Here is a 25,446-nt window from a genome sequence, read left to right as displayed (position 1 = left end):
AGGCGGTGTGACGACCGGGTCACTGATGCTTGCGTGGTGATGGGTGGGGCCGATTGAATGCGGACGTGAGCGTTGTGCGGGAATTCGATATCTGTGTGGTCGGGCTGGGGCCGACCGGGCGGGGGCTGGCTCATCGGGCCGCGGTGGCCGGGTTGCGGGTGGCCGCGGTGGATCCGCGGCCGGAGCGGTTGTTCCCGCCGACATTCTCCTGCTGGATCGACGAGCTGCCGGAGTGGCTGCCCGTGAGTGCGATCGCGCAGCGCATCGCGGCGCCGACGGTGTGGACCAAGGGCGAGCATCGGATCGAGCGGCCGTATGGCGTGCTCTCCAAGGCTGGGCTGCACGCCGCGCTGGCCTTGGACGACGCCACCGTCTTCGCGGATCGGGCGCGGCGGGTGGACGCGCACGAGGTGGAACTCGCGGACGGGACGGTGATCTCGGCGGGCGCGGTGTTCGATACGCGGGGGCTGCCGACGTTGGGCAAGCGCAGGGCCGCCTCGGCGCACGGGATCTTCGTGGACGCGGAGACCGCGGCCCCGATGGTCGCGGAAGGTGAGGGGCTGCTGCTGGATTGGCGGCCGGAGAACGGGGCGGGCCCGGACGAGCCGCCGTCGTTCCTCTACGCGGTACCGCTCGGGGACGGGACGGTGATCTTCGAGGAGACGAGCCTCGGGCTACGTGGCGGGATGCCGCAGCACGAGTTACGCAAGCGCACGCTCAGCAGACTCGCGGCACACGGTATCGGGCTCACCGGCGACGAACCGCACGAAGCCGCCCACTATCCCCTGGATCAGCGGCCCCCGAAGAAGGGCACGGCGATCGCGGTGCCGTTCGGCTCGCGCGGCGGGATGATGCACCCGTGCACCGGCTACAGCGTGGCCGACTCCCTCGCGCTGGCCGACACCGCCGTCGCCGCGGTGCAGCGGGGCGAGGACCCGATCGGGGCCCTCTGGCCGTGGCAGGCCAGGGCCGTGTACTGGATGCGCATGCGTGGCCTGTGGGGTCTCGGCCGGCTCACCACCGATCAGTCGATCGCCATGTTCGACGCCTTCTTCACCGAGTCCGAACGCGGTCAGCGGGCCCTGCTCTCGGCCCACGACGACTACACCGCCCTCGGCGCCGTCCTGTTCAACACCGTGGCCCACACCTGGCCCTTCCGCTGGCGCTACGACCTCGTCGGCTGGACCAACCGCAACCGCTGGCTCGATTACCCCTTCGCTCCCGCCGACGCCGACTCCCCCAGCCGATAACGCACTGATCGCCGCCACGAAGTTCGCGGCGGCGATCAGAAACGAGGCGGACCGGGGCTCAGGACGACTCGGCGGCCTTCTTGTAGCCGACGATCGCCGGGTAGGCGAAGACCGCGACCATGCCGACCGTCCAGGCGACGGTCTTCAACAGCGGTTCAGCGACCGGCCCACCGTAGGACAGGCCCTTCATCGCGTCGATGGCACAGCTCATCGGCTGATTGGCGACCACGTCCTGCAACCAGGTCGGATAGGCGAACACGGGGACGAACCCGGTGTTGAAGAACATCAGCAGCGTGTTGAGGATGCCGATGAGGCTGATCAGCATCACGCCCTCGGTGATCGTGGCCAGCGCGGTGACCATCACCGCGAACCCGATGCCGAAGAGCACCGGAATCAGGACCAGCGCGATATTGGCGAACGGGTCCTCCATGAACAGGAACCCGAGCGGCACCGCGACGAGCAGCACGATCAGCGTGGTGAGCAGGATGCGCAGCATCTCGGCCAGTAGTCGGCCGGTCAGCAGCGAGGCCTTGTTGAGCGGCATCGTGTAGAACCGGCTGAGCAGCCCCGAGGCCTTCTCGCGCTTGAATCCGAGGGCACTCACCACCGCGCCGGTCATGGCCGCGACGAGGGTGAGCAGCGCGGCTTGGCCGTAGATGCTGGGGGCGCCGGTGGCCGCGGTGATCGAGTCACCGAGCACGATCCGGAACATCAGCAGGGTCACCGCCGGGTAGGCGATGGTCTGGATGGTCGTCGACGGGTCGCGCAACCACACCATCAGCAGACGCTTGGTCTGGATCAGGCTGTGGGTGAACCACACCGACACCGATCCCTCCGGCTTGGTGTGCACCACCGGAAGGTCGGCCGCGGCCTCCTCGACCGACGTCTTCTCGATTGTTGTCATGATCGCCTCACACTCGCCCACACAGCCAGTGGGAGGAAGAAAACAGCCAGTCCGCCGAGCCACGCCAGCGAGACCCAGGTGCCTGCCCAGCTCAGATGGCCCGCGGCCATATCGCTGAGCGTCTGGGCGAACTGGGAGATCGGCTGGTTGCGCGCGAACGGCCGCACCCACGCCGGGAAGCTGGCCTCGGGCACGAACCCGGTCGACATCATGCCGAAGATCAGAATCGGCAGCGTGAGGGCCTGACTGAGCGCCTCCGGGTTCTTGGTGAGGCTGCCGAGCGCGTCGGCGCCGAGCGTGAGCACCACGCCGACGATCAGCGCGAATCCGCAGAACGCGAGCGCCTGCCACCAGCCGCCGGTGAACCGGAAGCCGATCACATAGCCGTAGGCGACGGTCGCGATCAGCGAGACGATCGACCGCACCAGACCCGCGCAGATCCGCGACATCAGCGGAACCAGCGAACCGATCGGCATCGTCTGGAGTCGGGTGCTCAACCCGGTGAGCGCTTCGAACGCCGCGAGCTGCGCGTTCGACATCATCGTCATGGCCATCGTCTGCAGCACGACGATCGGCATCACGTACTGGGCGTAGTCGATGCCCTGGACCTTCATCACGTACCGCAACGGCAGGTAGAAGGCCACGGTGACCACCAGCGGGGTGAGCACCGCGACGATCAGCTCGCCCTTGGTGGCCATGGTGTGCACGATGCGCCCGGTCAGCGCGCGCCACTGCGCGAAACTGCTCGGGCGCACAGCGGGAAGCTCGGCGAACAGGCTGTTCGCCGCGGGGGTGGACACGCTCACTAGTGGCCGCCCGAGTGGCCGGTGATCGACAGGAACACGTCGTCGAGCGAGGGCCTGCGCAGCGCGATGTCGGCCAGGTCGATGCCCGCGGCGTCGAGCCTGCGCAGTGCCTCGGAGAGGGTGGCGGCGCCGTCGGGGGCCGGGATGGACACCTTGTCGGCGCCGTCGGTCTCGGCGGCGACAGCGGCCGGGACCAGGTCACCGAGGGCCTTGACGGTCTGCGGGACGCGGCTCGGATCGAGCGGAACGATCTCGCAGAAGCTGCCGCCGGTCTTGGCTTTGAGCTCGTCGGCGGTGCCCTCGGCGATGACGGTGCCCTTGTCGATGACGATGATGTTGTCGCTGAGCACGTCGGCCTCTTCGAGGTACTGCGTGGTCAGCAGCACCGTGATGCCCTGGTTCTTGAGCGCGGTCACCAGATCCCACACGCCCTGGCGGCTGCGCGGATCGAGGCCGGTGGTCGGCTCGTCGAGGAACACCACCTCGGGCCGCACGACCAGCCCGCAGGCGATGTCGACGCGACGGCGCATGCCGCCGGAGTAGTTGCGCACGGCCCGCTTGCCTGCGCTCACCAAGTCGAACTCCTCGAGCAGCACTTCGGCGCGCTTGCGGGCGGCCGACTTGGTCAGGCCCATCAGCCGACCGAACAGCTCGAGGTTCTCCCGGCCGGTCAGATTCTCGTCGAGCGCGGCGTACTGGCCGGTCATCATGATCGAGCGGCGCACGCCCGCGGCATCGGTGAGCACGTCGTGCCCCGCGACGACGGCGGTGCCGGAGTCGGGACGGAGCAGGGTCGACAGGACCTTGACCATGGTGGTCTTGCCCGCGCCGTTGGGTCCGAGAATACCCAGCACACTGGCCTTGTCGGCCTGGAAACTGATGCCCTGCAAAGCGTGCACATCGCCGAACGACTTGCGCACGTCGGACACCAGCACCGCGGGTTCACTGTCGCTCGACGCGACGCCACCTGCGGGCGAATCCACTGAGATCGAACTCGGCATCAACTCTCCACCATCGGCCGGTGCGCACGGCCCTGGAAGAGACGAGCGCACGCGGAATAAATTCTTCCCGGTAAGTGATCCATACCGTTCGGCGCGATGTTACCGGTCCGGCGGTTTTCCGGGCCCGGTCTGCGTCGATGCGCCCGGTTTGCCGGGCGCTGTCGGCGACGCGCTGTGGTGTTGCTCACCTGGGCAGTGCAAGGGCAGTGCGCGAACCTTGTCGGCCGGGCCGCGCCCCCATACGCTGACAGCGGGGAAACACTCGTCTCACCGGCCCGCGTGCGGGCGTGTTCGATCTTGGGGAGGTGACCATGGTCGAGTCGGCTTCTACCGCCGCCGCGCCCGCCGGTCGATCCGATGTGCTCACGGCTTTCGATCCGCGCACCGGTGAACAGCTCGCGCAGTATCCCGTACAGGGCACCGCCGAAGTCACCCGTGCTGTGCGCACCGCACGCGCCACCCAGAACTGGTGGGGGGAACTGGAGTTCAGCGAGCGCAAGCACCTGCTCCTCGACTGGCGTCGCGAGATCGCCAGGAACGCAGGCGAGTTGGTGGAGCTGCTGCGCAGCGAGACCGGCAAACCGGAGGCCGACGCCACCCTGGAAGTGATGCTGGCGGTGGAGAATCTGGACTGGGCCGCCCGCAACGCCGAACGCACGCTGGGCCGACAGCGCCTGTCCACCGGCTGGTTCACCCGCAATCAGCACGCCTCCGTCGGCTACCTGCCGCTGGGGGTGATCGGCGTGCTCGGCGCGTGGAACAACCCCGTGTTCACGCCGATGGGTTCGATCGCCTATGCCATGGCCGCGGGCAACACGGTGGTGTTCAATCCGCACGAACTCAGTACCGGCGTCGGCACCTGGCTGGCCGACAGCTGGGCCGCGGTCTCGCCCGAACAACCGGTGCTGCAAGCGGTTACCGGAAATTCGCGGACCGCTACCGCCCTGTGCAAGGCCGAGGTGGACAAGATCGCCTACGCCGGGCCGGAGGCGCGCGGACGCGAGGTGATCGCGCTGTGCGCCCAGTCGCTGACGCCGGTGGTGGTGGAGAACAGCGGCAAGGGCAGCATGATCGTGCACGTCGACGCGGTGCTCGACGCCGCCGCGGAGGCCGCGGTGTTCGGCGCGATGGCCAATGCCGGGCAGAACTCCTCGGGCATCCAGCGCTGTTATGTCGCCGATTCGGTGTTCGACGACTTCCTGGCCAAAGTGGCCGAGCGAGCGGCCAAACTGCGTCCCGGCGCCGACAATCGCGCCTCCTACGGGCCGATGATCAACGCCACCCAGGTCGACGTGGTGCGCAGACAGGTCCGTGACGCGCTCGCCCACGGCGGGCACGCGGTGCTCGGCGGGCTCGATTCGTTCCGCGACCCGTACGTGGAGCCGATCGTGCTGGCCGAGGTGCCGGAGGAGAGCATCGCGATCACCGGCGAGGGGATCGGCCCGGTGCTCGTGGTGAACCGGGTCGCCGACCTGGCCGACGCGGTCACCCGGGTGAACGCGGCGGGCAACGGCATCGCCGTCACCATCTTCACCCTCGATATCCCCAGCGCGGAGCTCATCGCCGAACAGCTGAAAGTGGGTGTGGTGACGGTGAATTCGTCGACCGCGTTCACCGGCATCCCGGCCCTGCCGTTCGGCGGTGTCGGCGAATACGGGCAGGGACACAGCCACGGTCAGCACGGGCTGTACGAATACAGCCGCACGATGTCGATCGCCCGCAGGCGCTATCGGGCCCCGGTCCGGCTGTCGACCTTCGACCGTCGGCCAGGGCACTTGCAGACAGCGAAAGCCCTGTTCCGCTTACGCCACGGCCGCGGCTGAGCGGCTAGTTCCCGCCCGCCGAGCCGCTGCCGAGTAGCACCGCGCCGGTCAGCGCGGCGAGGCGGGCGAGCTGTTCGGGACGGGAATCGAAACGCAGCAGCCGGCCGACATCGATGATCTGGCCGACGGCGGCGTGCACCCGGAAGCGGGCTTCGATCGGGTCGCCGTCGAGCAGGTTGGCCCATTCCAGGATGTTCTGCCGCTGGATGGCGCGCAGACGGTGCTGCTCGGCCTGCGGGAGGTTGCTGAACTCCGCGTAGTAGACCGGCGCGATCTCCGGCGTCGCGAAGGTGAGGCGCGCGTGCTGGTCGGCGATGCGGCGGGCGGCGTCGGCCCGGTTCTCGCTCTCCGCCAGCGCCTCGCCGATCGCGACCGCGAGCCGGTCGGCGGTGCGATGGAAGGCCGCCGCGAGCAGGTCGGCCTTGCTGTCGAAGTGGCGGTACACGCTGGAGGCGTTGATGCCGACGGCGGCGCCGATCTCCTCGATGCCGGATTCGTGATACCCGTTGCGGCCGAAGATCCGGATCGCCTCGGTGAGCAGCTGTTCACGTTTCGAGGTGACCGGCAGGCCACGGGGCTGCTTGTCGGGCTCGGCCGCGGCGGGGGTCGGCGGCAGCTCGGCGCGCACGATCGCCCAGGCCATCTCGAGCTGTACCGCGAGCATGCGGCCGTGCGAGAGGGTGGTGCGGTGCGCGGCGATGCTGGCCAGCGAACTCAGCGCACCGACGGCGAGCAGGATGACGTCGTCCGCGCCGGCCTCCGGCCGGACCTCGGCGATCCGCGCGGCGACATTCGCCTCGAGCTCGCGATAGAACGCGCGAATGCGCACCCGGTCGTCGGGCTCGAGGTAGCGGCGTTCCCAGCGGTAGAGCCCGGCCTCGCGGCGGATGTCGATATTGCGTTCGGCGACGGCGGTGAGCACCGCGTCGAGCCTGGCTTCCGGGCTCAGCGACGGGTCGTCGGCCGCTGCGGCGACATCGCGCAAACCCCGAGCACCCTCCTCGGCGGCGGCGACGAGCAGCGCGTACTTGTTGGCGAAGTGGCGGTACAGCGCGGGTCCGGAGATGCCGACCTCGGCGGCGATCTCGTCCACGCCGACCGGGTGGTAGCCGCGCGCGCTGAACGCACGGGCGGCGGCCCGCATGATCTGCATCTTGCGGTCCTTCGGCCTGCGGCGCACGACGCGGGCAGGTGCGATCGTCGGCTCGCAGGCCTGTTCGGCCTCACTGCGATCGGCGACCATGCACTCACTTTCCGTTGCGCGAACCGGGTTGGTCCAGTCAACCTAAGTTAACCACAATTCGCAAACGTCGAGGGCAGGTCGAAGAAATGGGACCGCCCCGGCAGCGACGTGCTCGCTATCGGGGCGGCTCGGGAGAAACCGGTGTCTACAGGCCGAGCCCGCGGGCCAGGGTCGGCCACGACAGCTTCAGCTCGTCCTTCCAGTAGCCCCACGAGTGGGTGCCGTTGGGGCGGAAGTTGAAGGTCGCCGGGATACCCAGCTCGTTGAGCCGGTTGGCCAGATTGTGCGTGCAGTAGTTGGTGCCCGCCTCGATCACGCCACCGATGACGATCTGGTTGGCCAGACCGTAGGCGCCGGGCAGGGCGTACGGGCCGTCGAGGGTGTCGTACGGGCCGGGCAGGCCGTTGCCGGTGGAGATGTAGAGATCGACGCCGCGCAAACCTTCGGCATTCACGTACGGGTCGTTCTTGACCCATTCCTCCGAGCCCTGCGGACCCCACATGTTCATGGTGTCGCCGCCGCCCCAGGTCTCGACCGTGACCTTCACGAACTCCGAACCGACCGGGTCGGAGGTCTGCGCGCAACCGCTGTACGCCGCGGCCGCCTTGTACAGGCCGGGCTTGGCGATCGGCAGCGCGAGCACGGTGGTGCCGGAGGTGGACAGACCCGCGATGGCGTTCACACCGTTGGTGCCCAGCGCGCCGTCGACCAGCGGGGGCAGTTCCTCGGTGAAGAAGGTCTTCCACTTGTTGCGGCCCACGACCGGGTCGTCGTGGATCCAGTCGGTGTAGTAGCTCCAGGCGCCACCGATCGGCTGGATGACGTTGACGTTCTTGTCGCTGAGGAATTCGAGCGCGTCGGTCTTGGCGACCCACGATGCCGAATCCTCGCCGCCGCCCGCACCATTGAGCAGGTACAGGGTGGGGCGCGGGACCGAGGCGTCGGCGGGGCGCTGCACGTCGACGATGATGTTCTGGTCCATGGCCGCGGAGTACACGTGCAGTCGCAGACTGCGCGAGTCCTTCACTTCGGCCTTGACGATCTTGGACCCGTCCTCGGAGACCGGGTTGGCGAGCAGGCTCTTGGAATCGATGATCGGGTCAGCTGATGCCGGGCTCGTGCCGATGCCGGACATCAGTCCCGCCGCCACTGCCGTTGCCGCGATCATCGCCGCGGCCCGGGAGCCACGACGCCGGGTGTGCCGACGCATCAATTTCGCACCTTCGCTTCGTCTCGAATTCCGATTCGGTCCGTGCTCCGACAGGGCACGAAGTTGCAACCAGCCAGACCCTACGGGTTATCCGGTGGTTACAACAGGGGTAATCGTTACAACAGCGCGGTCACATCATGCCTCACCGGCACCGCTGATGCCATGGCGCCCCAGCGTTCGAGTCACCGCGAACCAGCGTTTGTGTCACCGCGACCCGGCCGCACGGTCGCCGGCGTCGAGCAGCTCCGCGAGTCGCGGACCGATCTCCGCCAGTGCCTGCGGCGAGGTCATCTGATCATGCACCACCGCGACCGGCCGATCGCGCACCGCGCCGTCGACATACGGAGCCCAATTGGCCGCCGCCGCCTCATGTCCGAGCGCGCTGAAGTATTCGAGCCTGCCGCGGAACACCGCGGGCCGGTGTTCGGCGATGAGCTCGGCCGAGCGCACCGCGCTGCGATAGATCCGGCGCACCCGCTCGGGGGTGAGTACGGCCATGTTGGCCGGGATGATCGCGTGCAGCGCGGCCAGTGCGTCCTCGCTGAGTTCGCGCACCCCCGCGGCGGGCAGCGCCGCGCTGATGTCGACGCCGAGTTCGGCGAGCGCGTCACGGACCGCCGTGTGGAAATCGGGGACATCGATGTCGGGATGCGAATCCAGCATCGCCAGCAGCGACACCTGCTCCCCCGCCGCCTGGAGTTCGGTGGCGACGGCGTGGGCGAGCACACCGCCCAGCGACCAGCCCATCAGCCGGTACGGGCCGTGCGGCTGCTGGGTCCTGATCTCGGCGGCGTAGCGGCGCGCCATCTCGGCGAGCGTGCCCGGCAGGTAGCCCGCCTCGCTCAGCGCGGGCGACTGGAGGCCGAAGATCGGCCGCCGCGCCGGAATGTACTGCGCCAGCCCGGCGTAGCACCAGGACAGCCCGTACATCGGGTGGATGCAGAACAGCGCGCCGCCCGCCTCCGTGCCGTGCGGTACCCGGTTGCGGATGGCCAGCAGGACGCCGAGGGCGTCGTCGGATTCGAGGTCGGAGGTGAGGTCGCGGTCGCCGCCCCCGGACTGGGTGGCGTCGATCCGCTCGGCCAGCGCGGCGACAGTGGCGTCGGTGAAGAACCACTGCACCCGCACCTCGGCGCCGACCCTGGTGCGCAGACGGCTGATCGCCTTGGTGGCGACCAGGGAGTTGCCGCCGAGTTCGAAGAAGTCGTCGTCGAGGCCGACCTTGCCCGCGCCGAGCACCTCCGCGTAGACCTCGGCGACGGCGCGCTGCAACGGCGTGGTCGGCGGGCGGTAGGCGCGCGTGGTGAAGGCGGGGACGGGCAGGGCGTTGCGGTCGAGCTTGCCGCTGGCGTTGAGCGGCAGCGAACTCAGGATCACCACGGTCGCCGGAACCATGTACGACGGGAGCGCCGCCCTGGCATGGGCGAGCAGGGCGACTTGATCGAAACCGGTGGTAGTGGTGCCGCTTTCGATCGAGTAGCCCTCCGGTCGAGCCGACGCGGGAGCCTCCTCCACCGGCGCCTCGAGCGGCACCACGTAGCCGACCAAGCGGTCTCCCGTCGGGCCGTGGACGAGCGCGACGGCAGCGTGGCGGACACTGTGATGATCGCGCAGGACCGCCTCGACCTCACCGAGTTCGATGCGCTGACCGCGCAGCTTCACCTGGAAGTCACTGCGGCCCAGGTATTCCAGGCTCTCGTCGGCGGTCCAGCGCACGACATCGCCGGTGCGGTAGAGCCTGCCGCCGCCGGGATGGGCGACGAAGCGTTCGGCCGTGAGGGTGGGCGCGCCGAGGTAGCCGCGAGCCAGCTGCACGCCTTCCAGGTACAGCTCCCCGGCGGTGCCGGGCGGGACCGGTCGCAGTTGCCGATCGAGCACGTGGACGCGCGTGTTGGCGACCGGTATGCCGATCGAAATACCCACGGCGGGACCGGCTTCGACCTGCGCCGCGGTCACCACGGTGGCTTCGGCGGGGCCGTACCAGTTGACCAGCGTCGCCGCGGGCAGCACCTGAGCGAACCGGCGGGCGGTCGAGGACGACAGCGCCTCGCCCGCGGCGAATACCCGTCGCAGCGAGGGGAATTCGCCCGTGTCGCGGTCGGCGAGGAAGGCATCCAGCATCGACGGCACGAAATGCACGGTGGTGACGGCGCGTTCGGTGATCACCTCGGCCAGGTAGGCCGGGTCACGATGACCGTCGGGGGCGGCGATCACCACCGTGGCGCCGGTCTGCAACGGCCACAGCAACTCCCAGGTGGAGATGTCGAAGGTGACCGGGGTCTTGTGCAGGACCACGTCGCCGGGGCCGTGCGGGTAGGTGCGCTGCGCCCAGCGGAACTGGTTGACCAGCTGCCGGTGCGTCAGCATGACGCCCTTGGGCGTGCCGGTGGACCCGGAGGTGTGGATGACGTAGGCGAGATTGTCGGCCGTGGGCAACTCGAGATCCGCCGCTTCACCACTGACAGCGGCTGTTTCGATGACGGGGATCTCGGAGGTGGTGGTGAAACCGGCGGTGGCGAGCACGCAGATCGGCGCGGCCGAAGCCAGCACCCGTTCGGTCCGTTCGGCCGGGTGGTCCGGGTCGACCGGCACGTACGCCGCACCGGTCCGCAGCACCGCGTAGATCGCGGTCACCAGGTCGATGCCGCGCCGCATCGCGACCGCGACGAGCGTCTCCGGCCGGGCGCCCCTGGCACGAAGGGAAGCGGCGAGCTCGCGCACGCGTTCGTCGAATTCCGCGTAGGTGTAGGTGGTTTCACCGTCGACCAATGCGGTGGCCTGCGGCGTGCGCCGGACCTGCGCGTCGAACAGCGACAGCAGGGTCGCCTCGTCGAGCAGTTCGGGCGCGTCGGTGGCGTTGACCGCCGCCAGGGTCGCGCGTTCCTCCGCGAGCAGCACGTCGATCTCGGCGATCCTGGCCTGCGAGCTCGCGACGAACCTCGCCAGCAGCATCGAAAAGCGTTGCGCCAGGGCGTTCGCGGTGTCCTCGCCGAACACATCGCGCAGGTACTTCACCGAGACCCGGAGCTGCCCGTCGGCGACCACCTGCACGGTGAGCGGGTAGTGGGTGCCGTTGGCGGCGTCCATCCCGGTGACGGCGGCCGATCCGGACGCGGCCTGTGCCAGCCCTTCGCGGTCGACCGGGAACGACTCGAAGACGACGAGCGAGTCGAACAACGCGTCGATGCCCGCGATCTCCTGGATCTCACCGAGCCCCAGATAGTGGTGGTCGAGCAGCGCGGCTTGATCGTCCTGCAGCGTGCGCAGCAGTTCGGCGACGGTATCGCCGGGACGCAACCGCACGCGCACGGGAATCGCGTTGAGGAACAGCCCGACCATCCGCTCCACGCCGTCGAGCTCGGCCGGCCTGCCCGAGACGGTGGCGCCGAACACCACGTCGTCGCGATCCACCAACCGTGCGATGAGCAGGCCCCACGCCGCCTGGACCACGGTGTTCACCGTGACGCCGAGGCTCGCGGCGAGCTCGCTCAGCGCGGCGGTGTCCGCCGGGGAGAGCGCGAACCCGGTCTCCCCTGTGCCCGTCGCGATCTCGCGGCCCTGATCGACGGGGGCGAGCGGTGTCGGCTCGGCCAGGCCGGTGAGCGCGGTGCGCCATGCCGTCCTGGCGGCTTCGAGATCCTGGCCGACGAGCCAGGCCAGGTAGTCGCGGTAGGGCGCGACCTTGGGCAGGCGCCTGCTCCGACCGCCGACCACGTACGCGGTGAGCAGTTCCTGCAGCAGCAGCGGGGTCGACCAGCCGTCGATCAGGATGTGATGGCTGGTGACGAGCAGATGCGCGGTCTCGGCGGTGCGCACCAGCGTGAACCGCAGCAGCGGCGCGGCGGCCATGTCGAAGTGCGTGGCCAGATCGGCGGCGCGAATGCGCTGGTAGACGGCATCGTCGGCGCCCCGACCGGCGGGCCCGGAGGCGGCAGCGGAGCGTGACCACGCAGGGCCCTCGGGAGGGGCGCCATCGAGCACTGTGTCGATGACCTGCCACGGCACGTCGATGTCGTCGAGCACCACCTGCAGCGGGGTGCCCGCGGCGTCGGTGGCGAACGCGACGCGCAGGTTGTCGTGCCGGTCGAGCACCGCCTGCGCCGCCTCGTGCAGTCGCTCGGCGTCCACGGACAGATCGAGGTCGAGGACGAACTGGGTGATGTAGGGGTCGACCGAGTTCTCCGCGAGCAGCGCGTGGAACAGCATCCCCGATTGCAGGGGCGTCACCGGCCACACGTCGCTGAGCAGCGGATAGCGGCGGACCAGACGCGTCAGTTCGGTCTGGCCCAGGCGCACCAGCGGGAAGTCCGACGGCGTGAATCCGCCGGCGCCGGGCTGCAATCCGTGTTCGGCGAGTCCGCCGAGCGCGCGGATCCAGTGTTCGGCGAAGGTCTTGACCGCGTCCGCGGTGAGTACGGCGGTGGCGTAGTCGAATCGGGCGACCAAGCCGTCGTCGGTCGCGTCGACCGTGAGCACCAGAGCGAGGTCGTCGGCGGCCACATCGGTGTGCACGCGCGCGGGGCGCAGGTCGCGCAGACGGACGGCGAACCGGCCGCGATCCAGCGTGCGGACACTGTCGGCGGTCTCGGCGTCGAGGTAGCGGAGCAGGCCGAAACCGGCGCCGTGGGCGGGAACCGCGCGGCGCAGTTCCTTGATCTGGGCCAGGGCCGTCCCGGCGGCGGGACCGCCGACGAGCGCGTCGGCGACATCGATGCCGTCCAGGCGCAGCGCGAGCGGGTAGTCGGTGGTGAACCCGCCGACGACGTTCTCCGCATCGGGTCGGCCGAGCAGACGCTGATCGGCGCGCAGCCGCACCACCGTGCCGATCGCCCGTGCCGCGGCGGTGTCGGCCGCCGTGTGCAAGGCCAGCGCGGCAGCGGTGAGCAGCACCTCGTCGACGGTGGCGCGGTAGGCATCGGCGACGGTGCGTACCGCGGTGGTGCCCTCGCCCGTGATGCTCAGCGAGACGCGGTTGCGCAGGTGCAGATCGGCGGATTCGCCTGCCCTGGAACGGATTGCGCGATGCCAGTACGCGCGTTCGGCCCGCGCGGCGGCGGTCGACGGGTACTGCGCGAGGTGGCGTACCAGGTCGCCGAGTCCGGCATCGGGTGCGGCGGGTGCGGCGTGGCGGCCGCGGCTCCATGCCGTGGTCAGCTGGTCGACCACGGCACGCCACGAAACCTCGTCCAGGACGAGGGCATTGGCGACGACGACCAGGGTGGCCGAGCTACCGGCGTCGCCGGTGAGGACGAAGTGGATATTGCGACCCTCGTCCGGATCGAGCGCCGCCGAGGCCGCGGCCACGATGTCGTCGACGGGCAGCGAGGACTCACCGTCTTCGTTGTCGAGCCTGCGGAAGGCGTCGCCGATGCGTTCGTCGGGCGGCGGGATGCGCAGCACCGGGGTGTCGCCGGTGCGGTCGAGCAGCGCCCACAGCATCGGATGCTGGTTCATCACCGCGGCCGCGGCGGCCGCGACGGCCTCGTCCGGGCAGTCGGCCGGTACTTCGAGCAGCACCGCACGGGGTTCGACCGCGACCTCGCCCAGTTCGGTGAGCTGGGCGGCGGTGGCGGTGAGCGGGAGCGTGTGCGACGGGGCGCTCGGTGCGACCGCGACGTCGGCGCGCCCGGCGAGCGCGGCGACGGTGCGCGCGTCGAACAGGTCACGCGGTCGCAGGACCACGCCGGCGGCCGTGGCCCGCGAGACCACCTGGATGGCGGTGATGCTGTCGCCGCCGAGGGCGAAGAAGTCGTCGTCGAGGCCGACCCGGTCGTGGCCGAGGACGTCGGCGACGACCCGGGCGATGGTCTTCTCGGCGGTGGTGCGGGGCGGGCGGTATTCGCCGCGCGCGGTGATCGGGTCCGGCAGCGCGCGCCGATCCAGCTTGCCCACGGGGGTCAGCGGAATCTCGTCGAGGACGATGATCGCGGCGGGCACCATGTAGTCGGGCAGCACCTGCGCGGCGAGCGCGGTGAGTTCGGCGGTATCGAGCTCTCGGCCCTCGTCGGCCAGGACGTAGGACACCAGCATCGTCGAGCCGGCGCCGTTGTCGCGGCCGAGCGTGGCGACCCAGGAGACTCCGGGTGCGGCGGCCAGCACGGCGTCGATCTCGCCGAGCTCGATGCGCAGACCACGGATCTTGACCTGGAAGTCGTTGCGGCCCTGGAACTCCAGGACTTCGCCACGTCGACGAACGAGGTCGCCGGTGCGGTAGAGGCGGGCGCCCTCGGAGCCGAACGGGTCGGCGACGAAGCGTGCTGCCGTGAGAGCGGAGCGCTGGTGGTAGCCGCGGGCGAGTTGGATGCCGCCGAGATAGAGCTCGCCGGTGACGCCTTCGGGGACCGGACGAAGGCGTTCGTCGAGGATCAGGGCGCGGATGCCCCGGACCGGGCCGCCCATGTGGACGGGGTCGCCCGGATGCAGCGCGTCGCTGATGGCGGTCATGACGGTGGTCTCGGTGGGACCGTACCCGTTGTGGAAGTGCCGCTGGGGCAGCGTGTTCCAGCGAGCGGCCAGGTCGGCGGGTACGTGCTCGCCGCCGACGATCAGGGTGCGCAGACCGGGGACGCCGTCGGGGTCGAGGGTGGCCAGCACCGAGGGGGTCAGGAACGTGTGGGTGACGCCCTCGGTGCGGATCAGTTCGGCGAGCTCGGTGCCGCCGACGGATCCGGCGGGAGCGACCACCAGGGTCCCCGCGCCGCCGATGGCGAGCAGCAGTTCCAGCACGGACGCGTCGAACGACGGGGAGGCGAAAGCCAGTGCGCGCGTAGCGGAGTCGAGGCGGTAGCGCTGCTTCTGCTCGGCGCAGAAGTTGGCGAGGCCGGCATGGGTGACAACGACGCCCTTGGGCAGTCCGGTCGAACCGGAGGTGTAGATCATGTACGCGGCGTTGCCGGTGCTCGGCGGGGTGAGCAGTTCGATCTCGCGCAGGCCGACGGTGGCGCAGCCGGCGATCTCGGCGGTGAACGCCCGATCGTCGAGCGCTACCCAGCCGCCGTCGCCGGACAGCGCGGGCAATCCGGCGAGTTCGGCGGCGAGCGTGATGCCGAAGACCGCACCCGAGTCGGTGACCATATGGCTGATCCGCTCGGCCGGGTAGCCGGGATCGATCGGCACGATCACCGCGCCGGTGCGCGCGATCGCCCAGACCGCGAGCACCGATTCGACCGAGCGCCGAATCGCCACGGCGACCGCGGCTTCCGGTCCCGCGCCACGGGCGATCAGGCCGCGGGCCAGCTGGTTGGCGGCGGCATCGAGCGCGGTGTAGGTGAATCCGCGCCCGTCGCCGCGCAGGGCGATGCCGGTCGGATTGGCACGCACCGCATCGTCCATCAGCTGGGCGAGGGTGCGTTCCGGCTCGGCCGCCGGGCCCGCGAAGGTGATGCTGGCGAGGAATTCGGCGGGGTCGAGCAGGTCGATATCGCCCACGGCGAGATCGGGGTCGGCGGCTACCGCGGCGAGCAGACGGACGAAGCGCGCACCGAAACTCCGCACGGTCTCGGCATCGAACAGGTCTGTCGCGTAGGTGAATTCGGCGTGCATGCCGCCGTTGCCCTGCTGTTCGCGCACGGTGAGCAGCAGGTCGAACTTGGCCTCGGCGGTGCGGGCGTCCAGCGCGCCCACCGTGATTCCCGGCAGTTCGAAGGCGACCGGGGCGAGGTTCTCGAACGACAGCGCCACCTGGAACAGCGGGTGCCTGCCCGCCGACCGCGCGGGCTGAATCGCGTCGACCACCCGCTCGAACGGGACGTCGGCGTGGGCGAAGGCGCGCAGATCGGTGTCGCGGGTCTGTGTCAGCAACGCGGTGAACGGATCGCTCTCGGCGATCCGGCTGCGCAGCACCAGGGTGTTGACGAACATGCCGACCAGATCGTCGAGCTCACGGGCGCCACGGCCCGCGATCGGGGTCCCGATGGCGACGTCGTCGGTGCCGCTGAGCCTGGCGAGCAGCACCGCGAGCGCGGCCTGCACGACCATGAACACCGTGACGCCCTGCGCACGGGCCAGCCCGGCGAGCTCGGCGTGCAGTGCGGCGTCGATCTCGAAAGTGCTGGTGGCGCCTGCGAAGGACTGCACCGCCGGGCGCGGGCGGTCGGCGGGGAGCGCGATCTCCTCGGGCAGGCCGGCGAGCTCGTCGTGCCAGTAGGTCAGCTGGGCGGCGGCTGTGGAGGTGGGGTCGGCTTCGTCGCCGAGTGACTCGCGTTGCCACACCGCGTAGTCGGCGTATTGCAGCGGCAGCGGCGACCACGCGGGTGGCGAGCCTGCCGTGCGCGCGGTGTAGGCGAGAACGAGGTCGCGGGTGAGCGGGCCCATGGAGAAACCGTCGGCGCTGATGTGGTGGGCGACGAACACCAGGACGTGATCGTCGGCGCCGAGGCGTAGCAGCCGCAAGCGGACCGGAGGCTCGGCGGTGACGTCGAATCCGGTGGCGACCGTCCGGCGCACCTCGTCGGCGAGGTGGTCGGGGGTGACCTCGACCGGTGTCAGGTCGACGCGCACCGCGTCGGGCGCGAGCACATCCTGGACCGGCACGTCCGCGCGCGCCGGGTAGCGGGTGCGCAGGACCTCGTGCCGGGCGAACAGGTCGGCGACGGCCAGGCCGAGGGCGGGCAGGTCGAGGGCGCCGGTCAGCCGGATCGCGGCCGGGATGTTGTAGACGGTCGCCTCGGGGTCGAGCCGGTTGAGCAGCCACATCCGCTGCTGTGCCAGCGACAACGGCACCCGCTGCGGGCGCGGTCCGGCGAGCAGCCGCGGTGCGGTGGCCTCGTCCGATCGGTGCACGCGCAGCGCGAGATCGGCCACCGTCGGCGCCTCGAACAGCAGTCGGACGCCGACCGCGCGATCGAGTGCCGTCCCGATCCGGGCCGCCGCCCTGGTGGCGAGCAGCGAGTTGCCGCCGAGGGCGAAGAAGTCGTCGTCGGCGCCGACGGAGGCGACGCCGAGGATCTCGCCGTAGACCTCCGCGACCACCTGTTCGGTGGGGGTCGCCGGGGCGCGGAAGGTGGCGGCCTCGAAGATCGGCGCGGGCAACGCCTTTCGATCCAGCTTGCCGTTGACGGTGTAGGGCAGTTCCTCGAGGACAACGAAGGCGTCGGGCACCAGGTAGGTCGGCAGCTTGTCCCCCAGCGCGGACTTCAGCTGTGTGACATCGAGATCCGCGCCGACCACATAGGCGACCAGTCGATCGCCGAAATGGGCGTCGGTCCGGGCGAGCACCGCGGCCTGAGTCACCGCGGGCAGCCCGAGCAGCACAGCTTCCACTTCGCCGGGCTCCACCCGGAATCCACGGATCTTCACCTGGAAATCGCTGCGGCCCAGGTAGATCAGCCCGCCGCCCGCACCGCGTGCCGCTGTCGCGAGACCGGCTGGGATCAGGCTGTCCGGCGCCTCGGTCAGCGGCGTGCGCGCGACCAGGTCACCGGTGCGGTACATGCGCGCGCCGGGCTCGAAAGGATCGGCGACGAAGCGATCGGCCGTCTGGGCCGCTTTGCGCAGGTAACCGCGAGCCAACTGCACGCCGCCGAGGTACAGCTCGCCCCTGATGCCGGGGGCGACGGGCCGCAAGCGCTCGTCGAGAACGTAGACGCGACTGTTCCATACGGGCGCGCCGATCGGCACGGTCAGCACGTCGGCGGTGCCGACACGGTGGTCGGTGATCGACACGGCGGCCTCGGTGGGGCCGTACAGGTTGTCGATCCTGGTGTCGGGCAATGTCTTCAGCAGGCGCTGGGCTAGCGCGGCGGGCAGGGATTCGCCGATCGCGAGGATGCGGGTCAACGGCACGACCCGGCCCGGCCCGGCGTTCTCGGCGTGCGCGGACGACTCCCAGTAACCGGACAGCGCGTCGAGCAGCGACGGCACCGCCGTCAGGGTGGTGACGCCGGCGTCGGTGATCAGGGCGTCCAGGTAGGCGGGGTCGCGATATCCGTCGGGGGCGGCGATCACCAGGCGGCCACCGCAGACGGCGGCGGACCAGAATTCCCAGACGGACAGGTCGAACGTGGCGGGGGTCTTCAGCAGGAAGACATCGGCGGCATCGGTGCCGAATTCACCGCGTAGCCACTGCAACTGGTTGATCACCGCCGCGTGCGGCACCGCCACACCCTTGGGGCGACCGGTGGAGCCGGAGGTGAAGATGACGTAGGCGGTGTTCTCCGGATGCAGCGGCGCACGGCGGTCGGCGTCGGTGATCGGACTGGGATCGGCGGAGGCGATCACCGGGTGGTCGACGCGCACCACCGGCGCGGCGTCGGTTCGGAAACCGTTGGTGAGCACGCAGATCGGCGCGGCGGTATGCAGGATGTAGTCGGTGCGGTCGGCGGGCTGATCGGGGTCGATCGGCACGTAGGCCCCGCCCGACCTGGTCACCGCGTACATGGCGACGACGAGATCGATCGACCGCGGCAGGGCGAGCGCGACCAGCGACTCCGGGCCCACCCCGATCGAGATCAGGTGCCGCGCGAGCCTGTTCACCCGCGATTCGAACTCGGCGTAGGTGAGTTCGAGGCGCCCCTCGGGCAGATCGGCCACGAGCGCGACGGCTTCGGGCCGGGCGACCGAGGGCAGGTCGGCGAGCGTGCCGCCGGGCACAGCGAGATCAGCGGCACCACTGACGATTTCGGTCGCGCGTTCCTCGGCGGTACGCAGGTCGACATCACCGACCAGCACGGCGGGCTCGCGCACCACCGCGTCGAGCAGCAATGCCAGCCGGGCGGCGAAGGCCGCCACCGTCGCGGCGTCGAAGAGATCGGTGGCGTAGGTGAAGAAGCCCTCGATGCCGGCGGGCGCTCCGTCCGCGTCGTATCCGTCGCCGACGATCAGATGCAGATCGAATTGCGACACCGCGAGTTCCGCGGACACCGGCGCGATCCGCAGGCCGGGCAGTTCCAGTGCGGCGCGGTCCATGTTCTGGAAGGACAGACCCACCTGGAACAGCGGATGACGTGCGGTGGAGCGCGGCGGATCGAGCACCTCGACCAGCCGCTCGAACGGCACATCGGCCGCGGCGAACGCGGCCAGGTCGCTCGTGCGCTGGTCGGCGAGCAGCTCGGCGAACGTGGCGCCGCCGTCGTAGCGGGTGCGCAGAACGACCGTGTTGACGAACATGCCGATCAGATCGTCGAGTTCGCGCTCTCCGCGGCCGGCGACGGGCGTGCCCACCGCCACGTCCGCGGCACCGGATAGTCGTGCCAGCAGCACGGCGAAAGCGGTGTGCAACACCATGAACACCGTGACGCCGCGCTCGCGCGCGAGCTGCGCGAGCGCGGCGTGTGTCTCGGCGTCGATGCGGACCGGCACCCGTCCACCCGCGAGGGAGGCGACGGCGGGACGCGGGTAGTCGGCGGGCAGTTCGAGCAGATCCGGCAGATCGGCGAGTTCGGAGCGCCAGAACGAGAGCTGTTGGGCAGCTGCCGAATCCGTCTCGTCCTCGGCGCCGAGGCGATCCAGCTGCCACAGGGCGTAGTCGGCGTACTGCACCGGCAGCGCCGCCCACTCCGGGGCGTGTCCGGCGGCCCGTGCGAGATAGGCGGTGGTCACATCGCGCACCAGCGGCGCCATCGAGGAGGCGTCGGCGGCGATGTGGTGCACCACCACGGCGAGCACATATTCGGTGGGCGCGTCCGGCTCGATCCCGGTGACGTCGAGCAACTGGACCCGCAGCGGCACCTCGGTCGTCACATCGAACGCGGTCGACGCGAGCGCCGTCACCTGCTCGATCAGCCCGGTCACAACGGCCGAAGGCCGGTCCAGGTCGATCCCCGGTCGGCCCGGACCGACCCGGCGCACCACGAGATCGAGGTCGACTTCCTCGACCGGCAGGATCCGCTGGACCGGACCGTCGGCGGTGTCGGGGTAGATCGTGCGCAGGACCTCGTGACGGGCCAGCACGTCGCGCAGGGCCACGGTGAGCGCGGGGACATCGAGGGCGCCGGTCAGCCGTAGCGCGAAGGGCAGGTTGTAGGCGGCGGCTCCATCGTCGACGCCCTGGTCGAAGCGGTTGAGGAACCACATGCGGCGCTGGGCGGGCGACAGCGGCAGCTCGTCGGGACGGGGCAGCGTGCCGAGGCCACTGGCCGGCTCCGCCACCGCGTCGGGGTCGAGCACCGCGGCAAGCCCGGCGACGGTGGGGGTTTCGAAGAGAGTGCGCACGGCGATGCGGCCACCGGTGGCGGCGCCGAGGCGGGCGACCAGACGGGTGGCGATCAGCGAGTTGCCACCGAGTGCGAAGAAGTCGTCGTCGGCGCCGATGTCGGTGCGGCCGAGCACCTCCCCGAACAGACCGGCGACGAGCCGCTCCTGCGTGGTGCTCGGCGCGCGGAAGGCCCGTGCGGTGAAGCTCGGCGCGGGCAGCGCCTTGCGATCGAGCTTGCCGCTGGGATTGAGCGGCAGTGCGTCGAGCACGGTGATCGACGCCGGAACCATGTAGACCGGCAGGGTCTTCGAGACAGCGGCCTGCAGCCGGTCCGGCTCGGCGGCGTGGCCGGGCGCGGGCACCACGTAGGCGACCAACTGATCACCCAGCTCGGTCGCCGCGACCAATGCCACTGCCTGGCTGACGGATTCGTGTGCGAGCAGCGCGGTCTCGATCTCGCCGAGTTCGATCCGCTGTCCGCGGAATTTCACCTGGAAGTCGATGCGCCCCAGGTAGTCCAGCCGGTGCGGGGCATTCGCGATGGGCCGACGCCACACCACGAGGTCGCCGGTGCGGTACATGCGAGCGCCCGAGGAGGCGATGCCGGATGCCGAGGCGAAGGGGTCGGCGACGAATCGATCGGCGGTGAGACCGGGTCGCGCGACATAACCGCGCGCGAGCTGATCGCCGGCGAGATAGAGCTCGCCCGCGATACCCGGCGGCACCGGTCGCAGCCGGTCGTCGAGGACGTACACGCGCGAGTTCCACTGCGGCAAACCGATCGGCACCGAACGCTCACCGGGCCGGGCGGGCCAGTAGGTCACCGAGACAGCGGCTTCGGTCGGCCCGTACAGATTGTGCAACCTGGCGGAGCTGACCGCGGCCATGGCATCGACGGTCTCCGCGGGCAGCGCCTCACCGATGACGAAGATCTCGCGCAGCGACTCCAGGTCGGCGTGGCCTTCGGACGCGGAGCTCGTGTCGATGACTGCCGCCTGCGCGGCGAACATCGTGAGCATCGACGGGACGAAGTCGGTGACGGTGACCTTGTGCTTGCCGATCAGGTCGATCAGATAGGCGGGATCGCGGTGGCCGTCCGGGGTGGCGAGCACCAGTTTCGCGCCGACGCGCAGGGGCATGAAGTAGCCCCACAGCGACACGTCGAAGGTGGTCGCGGTCTTCTGCAGGTACACATCACCCAGGGCGAGTGGGTATTTCGCCAGCATCCACACCAGCTGGTTGTGGATGGCGGCGTGCGAGATCGCCACACCCTTGGGCTTGCCCGTGGAACCCGAGGTGAAGATGACGTAGGCCGGGTGGTCGGGGTGCAGCGGTGCGCGCAATTCCGACGGAAGGACGGGATCGCCCGGTACACCGGCGAAATCGAGCTCGTCGAGCAACAGCAGCGAGGTGCCGGGCGGAACTTCGATGGCGTCGGCGCGGGTGCTGAGCACGCAGGCCGGGCGGGCGGTGTCGAGGATGTAGGCGATGCGCTCGGCCGGATGGTCGGGATCCAGCGGCACGTAGGCGCCGCCCGCGGTGAGCACCGCGTACATCCCGATCACCAACTCGGGCGAACGCCGGACAGCCAGGCCGACAAGGCTTTCGGGACCGACGCCCTGGTCGATCAGCAGCCGGGCGAGGGCGTTCACGCGCTCGTCGAACTGCCGGTAGGTCAGCTCGGTGTCCTCGTAGACCAGCGCGGTGGCGTCGGGATGCGTCTGCACCGCACGGCGATACGCGTCGAGCATCGGCTCCGGCGGCACCAAATGACGGGTCTCGTTCCAGCCCACCAGGCTCTGCTCCCGCTCGGCCTCGGTGAGCAGGTCGATCTCGGCGATCGCGAGATCGGCGTCGGTGGCGACCGCGTCGAGCAGACGGGTGAACCGGGCCGCCAGGATTTCGATGGTGTCGGCATCGAACAGATCGGTGGCGTAGTTGAACGACGCGGCCATCGGCTCGGTCGGATCGGCGCCGGGCACGATCGTGAGCTGTAGGTCGAAACGCGCGACCGCGCCGCCGAATTCGACGGGAGTGGCGTCGAGGCCGGGCAGACGCAGGTTCGGCAGGTCCAGGTTCTGGAAGAACAGGGCAACCTGGAACAGCGGGTGATGGGCCTGCGAGCGAACCGGATCGAGCAGTTCGACCAGGCGCTCGAACGGCAGGTCTGCATGGGCGAAAGCGGCGAGGTCGGCGCGTTTGGTCGCGCGCAGCAGTTCGGCGAAGCTCGCGCGCGGGTCGAGGTGCGTGCGCAGGACGAGCGTGTTGACGAACATGCCGATCAGGTCGTCGAGTTCCCTGGCGCCGCGACCGGCCACCGGGGTGCCGATGGCGATGTCGTCGGTGTGCGCGACCCGGCCGAGCAGCACCGCGAAAGCCGCGTGGACGACCATGAATTCGGAGGTACCGCTGCGCTGGGCGAGCGCGGCGAGTGCCGAGTGCACCGCCGCCGGGATCTGGAACCCGAATTCGGCGCCGCGACCGGTGAAGACAGGCGGGCGTGGACGATCGGTCGGCAGGTCGAGTCGGTCGGGCAGTCCCGCGAGCGCGGTACGCCAGTGCGAGATCTGAGCGGCGGCCACCGAATCCGGGTCGTCTTCGGCGCCGAGGAGCTCGCGATGCCACAGCGTGTAATCGACGTACTGCACCGGCAGCGGCTGCCACCGGGGTCGCGAGCGGTTGCGGCGGGCGAGGTAGGCGCCGAGCAGGTCACGCAGCAGCGGTGCGACCGAGGCGCCGTCGGCGGTGATGTGGTGCAAGGCCACGGCGAGCACGTGATCGTGCGGCCCCAGTTCGGCCAGCGCCACCCGGAACGGCACACCGGCGGCGACATCGAATCCGGTGCCGGCGAATTCGCCCAGCCACAGCGGCAATTCGTCCTCGGTGAGCGAGTCGACCAGCACATCGGGTACGGCTTCGTCCATCGGCAACACGACCTGGTGGCCGACGCCGTCGACGACCGCACCGTCGGCACCTCGCTCGTACACATCGGCGGTGTGGACCGGGTACAGAGTGCGCAGGGATTCGTGCCGAGCGACCAGATCCGACAGCGCCGCGTGCAGGGCGCGCGCGTCGAACGGTCCGGACAGGCGCAGCGCGAACGGGATCGTCTCGGCGGTCGAGCCCGGATCGAACTGGTTGAGGAACCACATCCGCTGTTGCGCGGGTGAGAGCGGGATCAGCGCCGGGCGTTCGCGAGGTGCCAGGGGCGCGTGGCCGCCCGCGCCCTTCAGCGGTTCGAGCAGCGCGGCGAGTCCGGCGACAGTGGGACTTTCGAAGACGTGACCGGCGGGCACCCGGGCCGAGAGCTCCGCGCCCAGGCGCGCCGCGGCCCGCGTGGCGAGCAGCGAATTGCCGCCGAGGGCGAAGAAGTCGTCATCGGCGCCCACCGGGTTCTCCGGCGCGAGCAACTCGGTGAAGACATGCGCCACGAGCTCTTCCATCGCACCCGAGGGCGCACGGAACTCCTCGGCACGCAGGGTGGGCGCGGGCAACGCGGCCCGATCGAGTTTGCCGACCGGAGTCAGGGGAATGGTGTCGAGCACGGTCAGCGCGGTCGGCACCATGTGCGCGGGCAGCCCCGCCTTGGCGTGCTCGAACAGCTGGTCGGTGTCGATTCGCGCGCCGGGCGCGGCGTGGACGTACGCGGCGAGAATCGTGGTGCCGTTGTCGAGTTCATGGCCCACGGTCACCGCGAAGTCGACGGTGTCGTGCGCGGTGAGCACGGTGTCGATCTCACCCAGCTCGATCCGGAACCCACGCACCTTCACCTGGAAGTCGTTGCGTCCCACGAACTCGATCGCACCGTCCACCCGGCGACGCACCAGGTCACCGGTGCGATACATCCGCCCCTCGGCCCCGGCGAAGGGATCGACGACGAAGCGCGACGCCGTCAGACCCGGCTGACGGTGATACCCACGCGCCAACCCGTGACCGGCGATGTACAGCTCGCCGATCATCCCGTCGGGCACCCGGACCAGGCGTTCGTCGAGCACGTACTCGGTCACCCCACGCAGCGGCGCCCCGATGTTCATCGTGTCGCCGACCACCAGCGGCGCGCTGATATTGGTCACGATGGTGGTCTCGGTCGGCCCGTAACAGTCGTGGAATCGGCGGGTCTCCGTGGCCCAGCGCCGGATCAGGTCCGGCGGACACGCCTCGCCACCGGTGGTGACCACGGCCAGCGCGTCGAGCCCGGCCGGATCCAGCGATGCCAGCGCGGCGGTGGTGATGAACATGTGCGTGACGGCTTCGCGACGCAGCACATCGGCCAATTCGGCGCCGCCGAGAATGCCCGCGGGCACGAGCACCATGGCGGCCCCGGCGCCCACCGCCATCAACAGCTCGAGCACGGCCGCGTCGAACGAGGGCGACGCGAAATGCAGCGTGCGTGAGGTCGGCTCGATCGCGTAGTGCGCGCGCTGTTCGGCGCAGTACCCGGCCAGCCCGGCGTGCGTCACCACCACACCCTTGGGCAGACCCGTGGAACCGGAGGTGTACACCACGTACGCGGGGTGCTGTAGCCGCAGCGGACGCACCCGGTCGGCGAAGGTCACCGGGTCGCCGGCCTGATCGTCGGTGGCGCGACGGACGGCGCCGTCGTCGAGGCACAACCACTCGAGCGCACCGGGCAGACGGTCCATCGCCGTGCCGACCGCGACCCCGATGACCGCCCCGGAATCGCCCAGCATGTGACGCACCCGAGCAGGTGGATAGTTGGGGTCGACAGGCAGGAACGCCGCGCCCGTCTTGGTCACCGCCCACATCGCCAGTACCGATTCCGGCGAACGCGGAATGCCGACGGCCACCACGTCCTCGGGGCCGACGCCACGGGCGATCAGCAGCCGCGCCAGCCGGTTGGAACGTTCGTCGAGCTCGGCGTAGGTCCAGCGCACCGGCGCGGACACGCCGTCGTCCCACGACAGCGCGAGCCCACCGGGGTTGGATTCCACCGCCACGGACAGCAGTTGCGGCAGCGACTTTCCGCGCTGCCGGGCACGGGCGCCGGACGCCCGGTTCGCCCGGGTCACGACAGTTCCGTCCGATCGACGGAGTCGACTTGCCGTTGCCCGGTCA

At 70.2% G+C, this 25,446-nt stretch carries 8 protein-coding genes; 2 read left to right on the top strand and 6 right to left on the bottom strand.

The genetic code is table 11. The features are described 5' to 3' along the window. Positions 1-65 precede the first annotated feature (65 nt). Positions 66-1,250: a lycopene cyclase family protein gene (locus ACFVJ5_RS13640; RefSeq protein ID WP_379220263.1), complete on the top strand. Its 1,185-nt coding sequence runs from the start codon at positions 66-68 to the stop codon at positions 1,248-1,250. Between the two features lie 58 nt (positions 1,251-1,308). Here ACFVJ5_RS13640 and ACFVJ5_RS13635 read toward each other — a convergent pair whose 3' ends face one another. The 3 genes from ACFVJ5_RS13635 to ACFVJ5_RS13625 are packed head-to-tail and all read right to left on the bottom strand — an operon-like array spanning position 1,309 to position 3,961. Next, positions 1,309-2,154 carry an ABC transporter permease gene (locus ACFVJ5_RS13635; RefSeq protein WP_379220262.1) on the bottom strand — a complete coding sequence of 282 codons (846 nt, stop codon included), beginning with the start codon at positions 2,152-2,154 and terminating at the stop codon, positions 1,309-1,311. After that, on the bottom strand, positions 2,151-2,954 hold the full coding sequence (locus tag ACFVJ5_RS13630; protein ID WP_379220261.1) for an ABC transporter permease: 804 nt from the start codon (positions 2,952-2,954) through the stop codon (positions 2,151-2,153). Before ACFVJ5_RS13630 ends, ACFVJ5_RS13635 begins: the two co-directional genes overlap by 4 nt. A 5-nt stretch (positions 2,955-2,959) precedes the next feature. Beyond that, a complete protein-coding gene (locus ACFVJ5_RS13625) occupies positions 2,960-3,961 on the bottom strand; it encodes an ATP-binding cassette domain-containing protein (protein ID WP_379220260.1) in 1,002 nt (333 codons plus the stop codon). A gap of 311 nt (positions 3,962-4,272) precedes the next feature. Between ACFVJ5_RS13625 and ACFVJ5_RS13620 the strand changes: the two genes are divergently transcribed. Continuing rightward, on the top strand, positions 4,273-5,784 hold the full coding sequence (locus ACFVJ5_RS13620) for an aldehyde dehydrogenase family protein (protein WP_379220259.1): 1,512 nt from the start codon (positions 4,273-4,275) through the stop codon (positions 5,782-5,784). A 4-nt stretch (positions 5,785-5,788) separates the two neighbouring features. Here the strand turns inward: ACFVJ5_RS13620 and ACFVJ5_RS13615 are convergent, their stop codons facing one another. The 3 genes from ACFVJ5_RS13615 to ACFVJ5_RS13605 form a co-directional block, all read right to left on the bottom strand. Further along, a complete protein-coding gene (locus tag ACFVJ5_RS13615) occupies positions 5,789-7,027 on the bottom strand; it encodes a TetR/AcrR family transcriptional regulator (protein ID WP_379220258.1) in 1,239 nt (412 codons plus the stop codon). 145 nt (positions 7,028-7,172) lie between these two features. Then, entirely contained in the window at positions 7,173-8,195 is a 1,023-nt protein-coding gene (locus tag ACFVJ5_RS13610; protein WP_378632461.1) for an alpha/beta hydrolase, read from the bottom strand. Between the two features lie 246 nt (positions 8,196-8,441). After that, on the bottom strand, positions 8,442-25,400 hold the full coding sequence (locus tag ACFVJ5_RS13605) for an amino acid adenylation domain-containing protein (protein ID WP_379220257.1): 16,959 nt from the start codon (positions 25,398-25,400) through the stop codon (positions 8,442-8,444). Positions 25,401-25,446 lie beyond the last annotated feature (46 nt).

This window comes from Nocardia sp. NPDC127606 (assembly GCF_042671725.1).
In the GTDB taxonomy this organism is placed as follows: domain Bacteria; phylum Actinomycetota; class Actinomycetes; order Mycobacteriales; family Mycobacteriaceae; genus Nocardia.
This window is presented reverse-complemented; position numbering and strand designations above follow the sequence as displayed.

Excerpts from the sequence above, each read along its gene's own strand:
- ACFVJ5_RS13635 (WP_379220262.1), bottom strand. The coding sequence starts at position 2,154 with ATGACAACAATCGAGAAGACGTCGGTCGAGGAGGCCGCGGCCGACCTT.
- ACFVJ5_RS13625 (WP_379220260.1), bottom strand. The coding sequence starts at position 3,961 with ATGCCGAGTTCGATCTCAGTGGATTCGCCCGCAGGTGGCGTCGCGTCG.
- ACFVJ5_RS13620 (WP_379220259.1), top strand. The coding sequence starts at position 4,273 with ATGGTCGAGTCGGCTTCTACCGCCGCCGCGCCCGCCGGTCGATCCGAT.
- ACFVJ5_RS13615 (WP_379220258.1), bottom strand. The coding sequence starts at position 7,027 with ATGGTCGCCGATCGCAGTGAGGCCGAACAGGCCTGCGAGCCGACGATC.
- ACFVJ5_RS13610 (WP_378632461.1), bottom strand. The coding sequence starts at position 8,195 with ATGATCGCGGCAACGGCAGTGGCGGCGGGACTGATGTCCGGCATCGGC.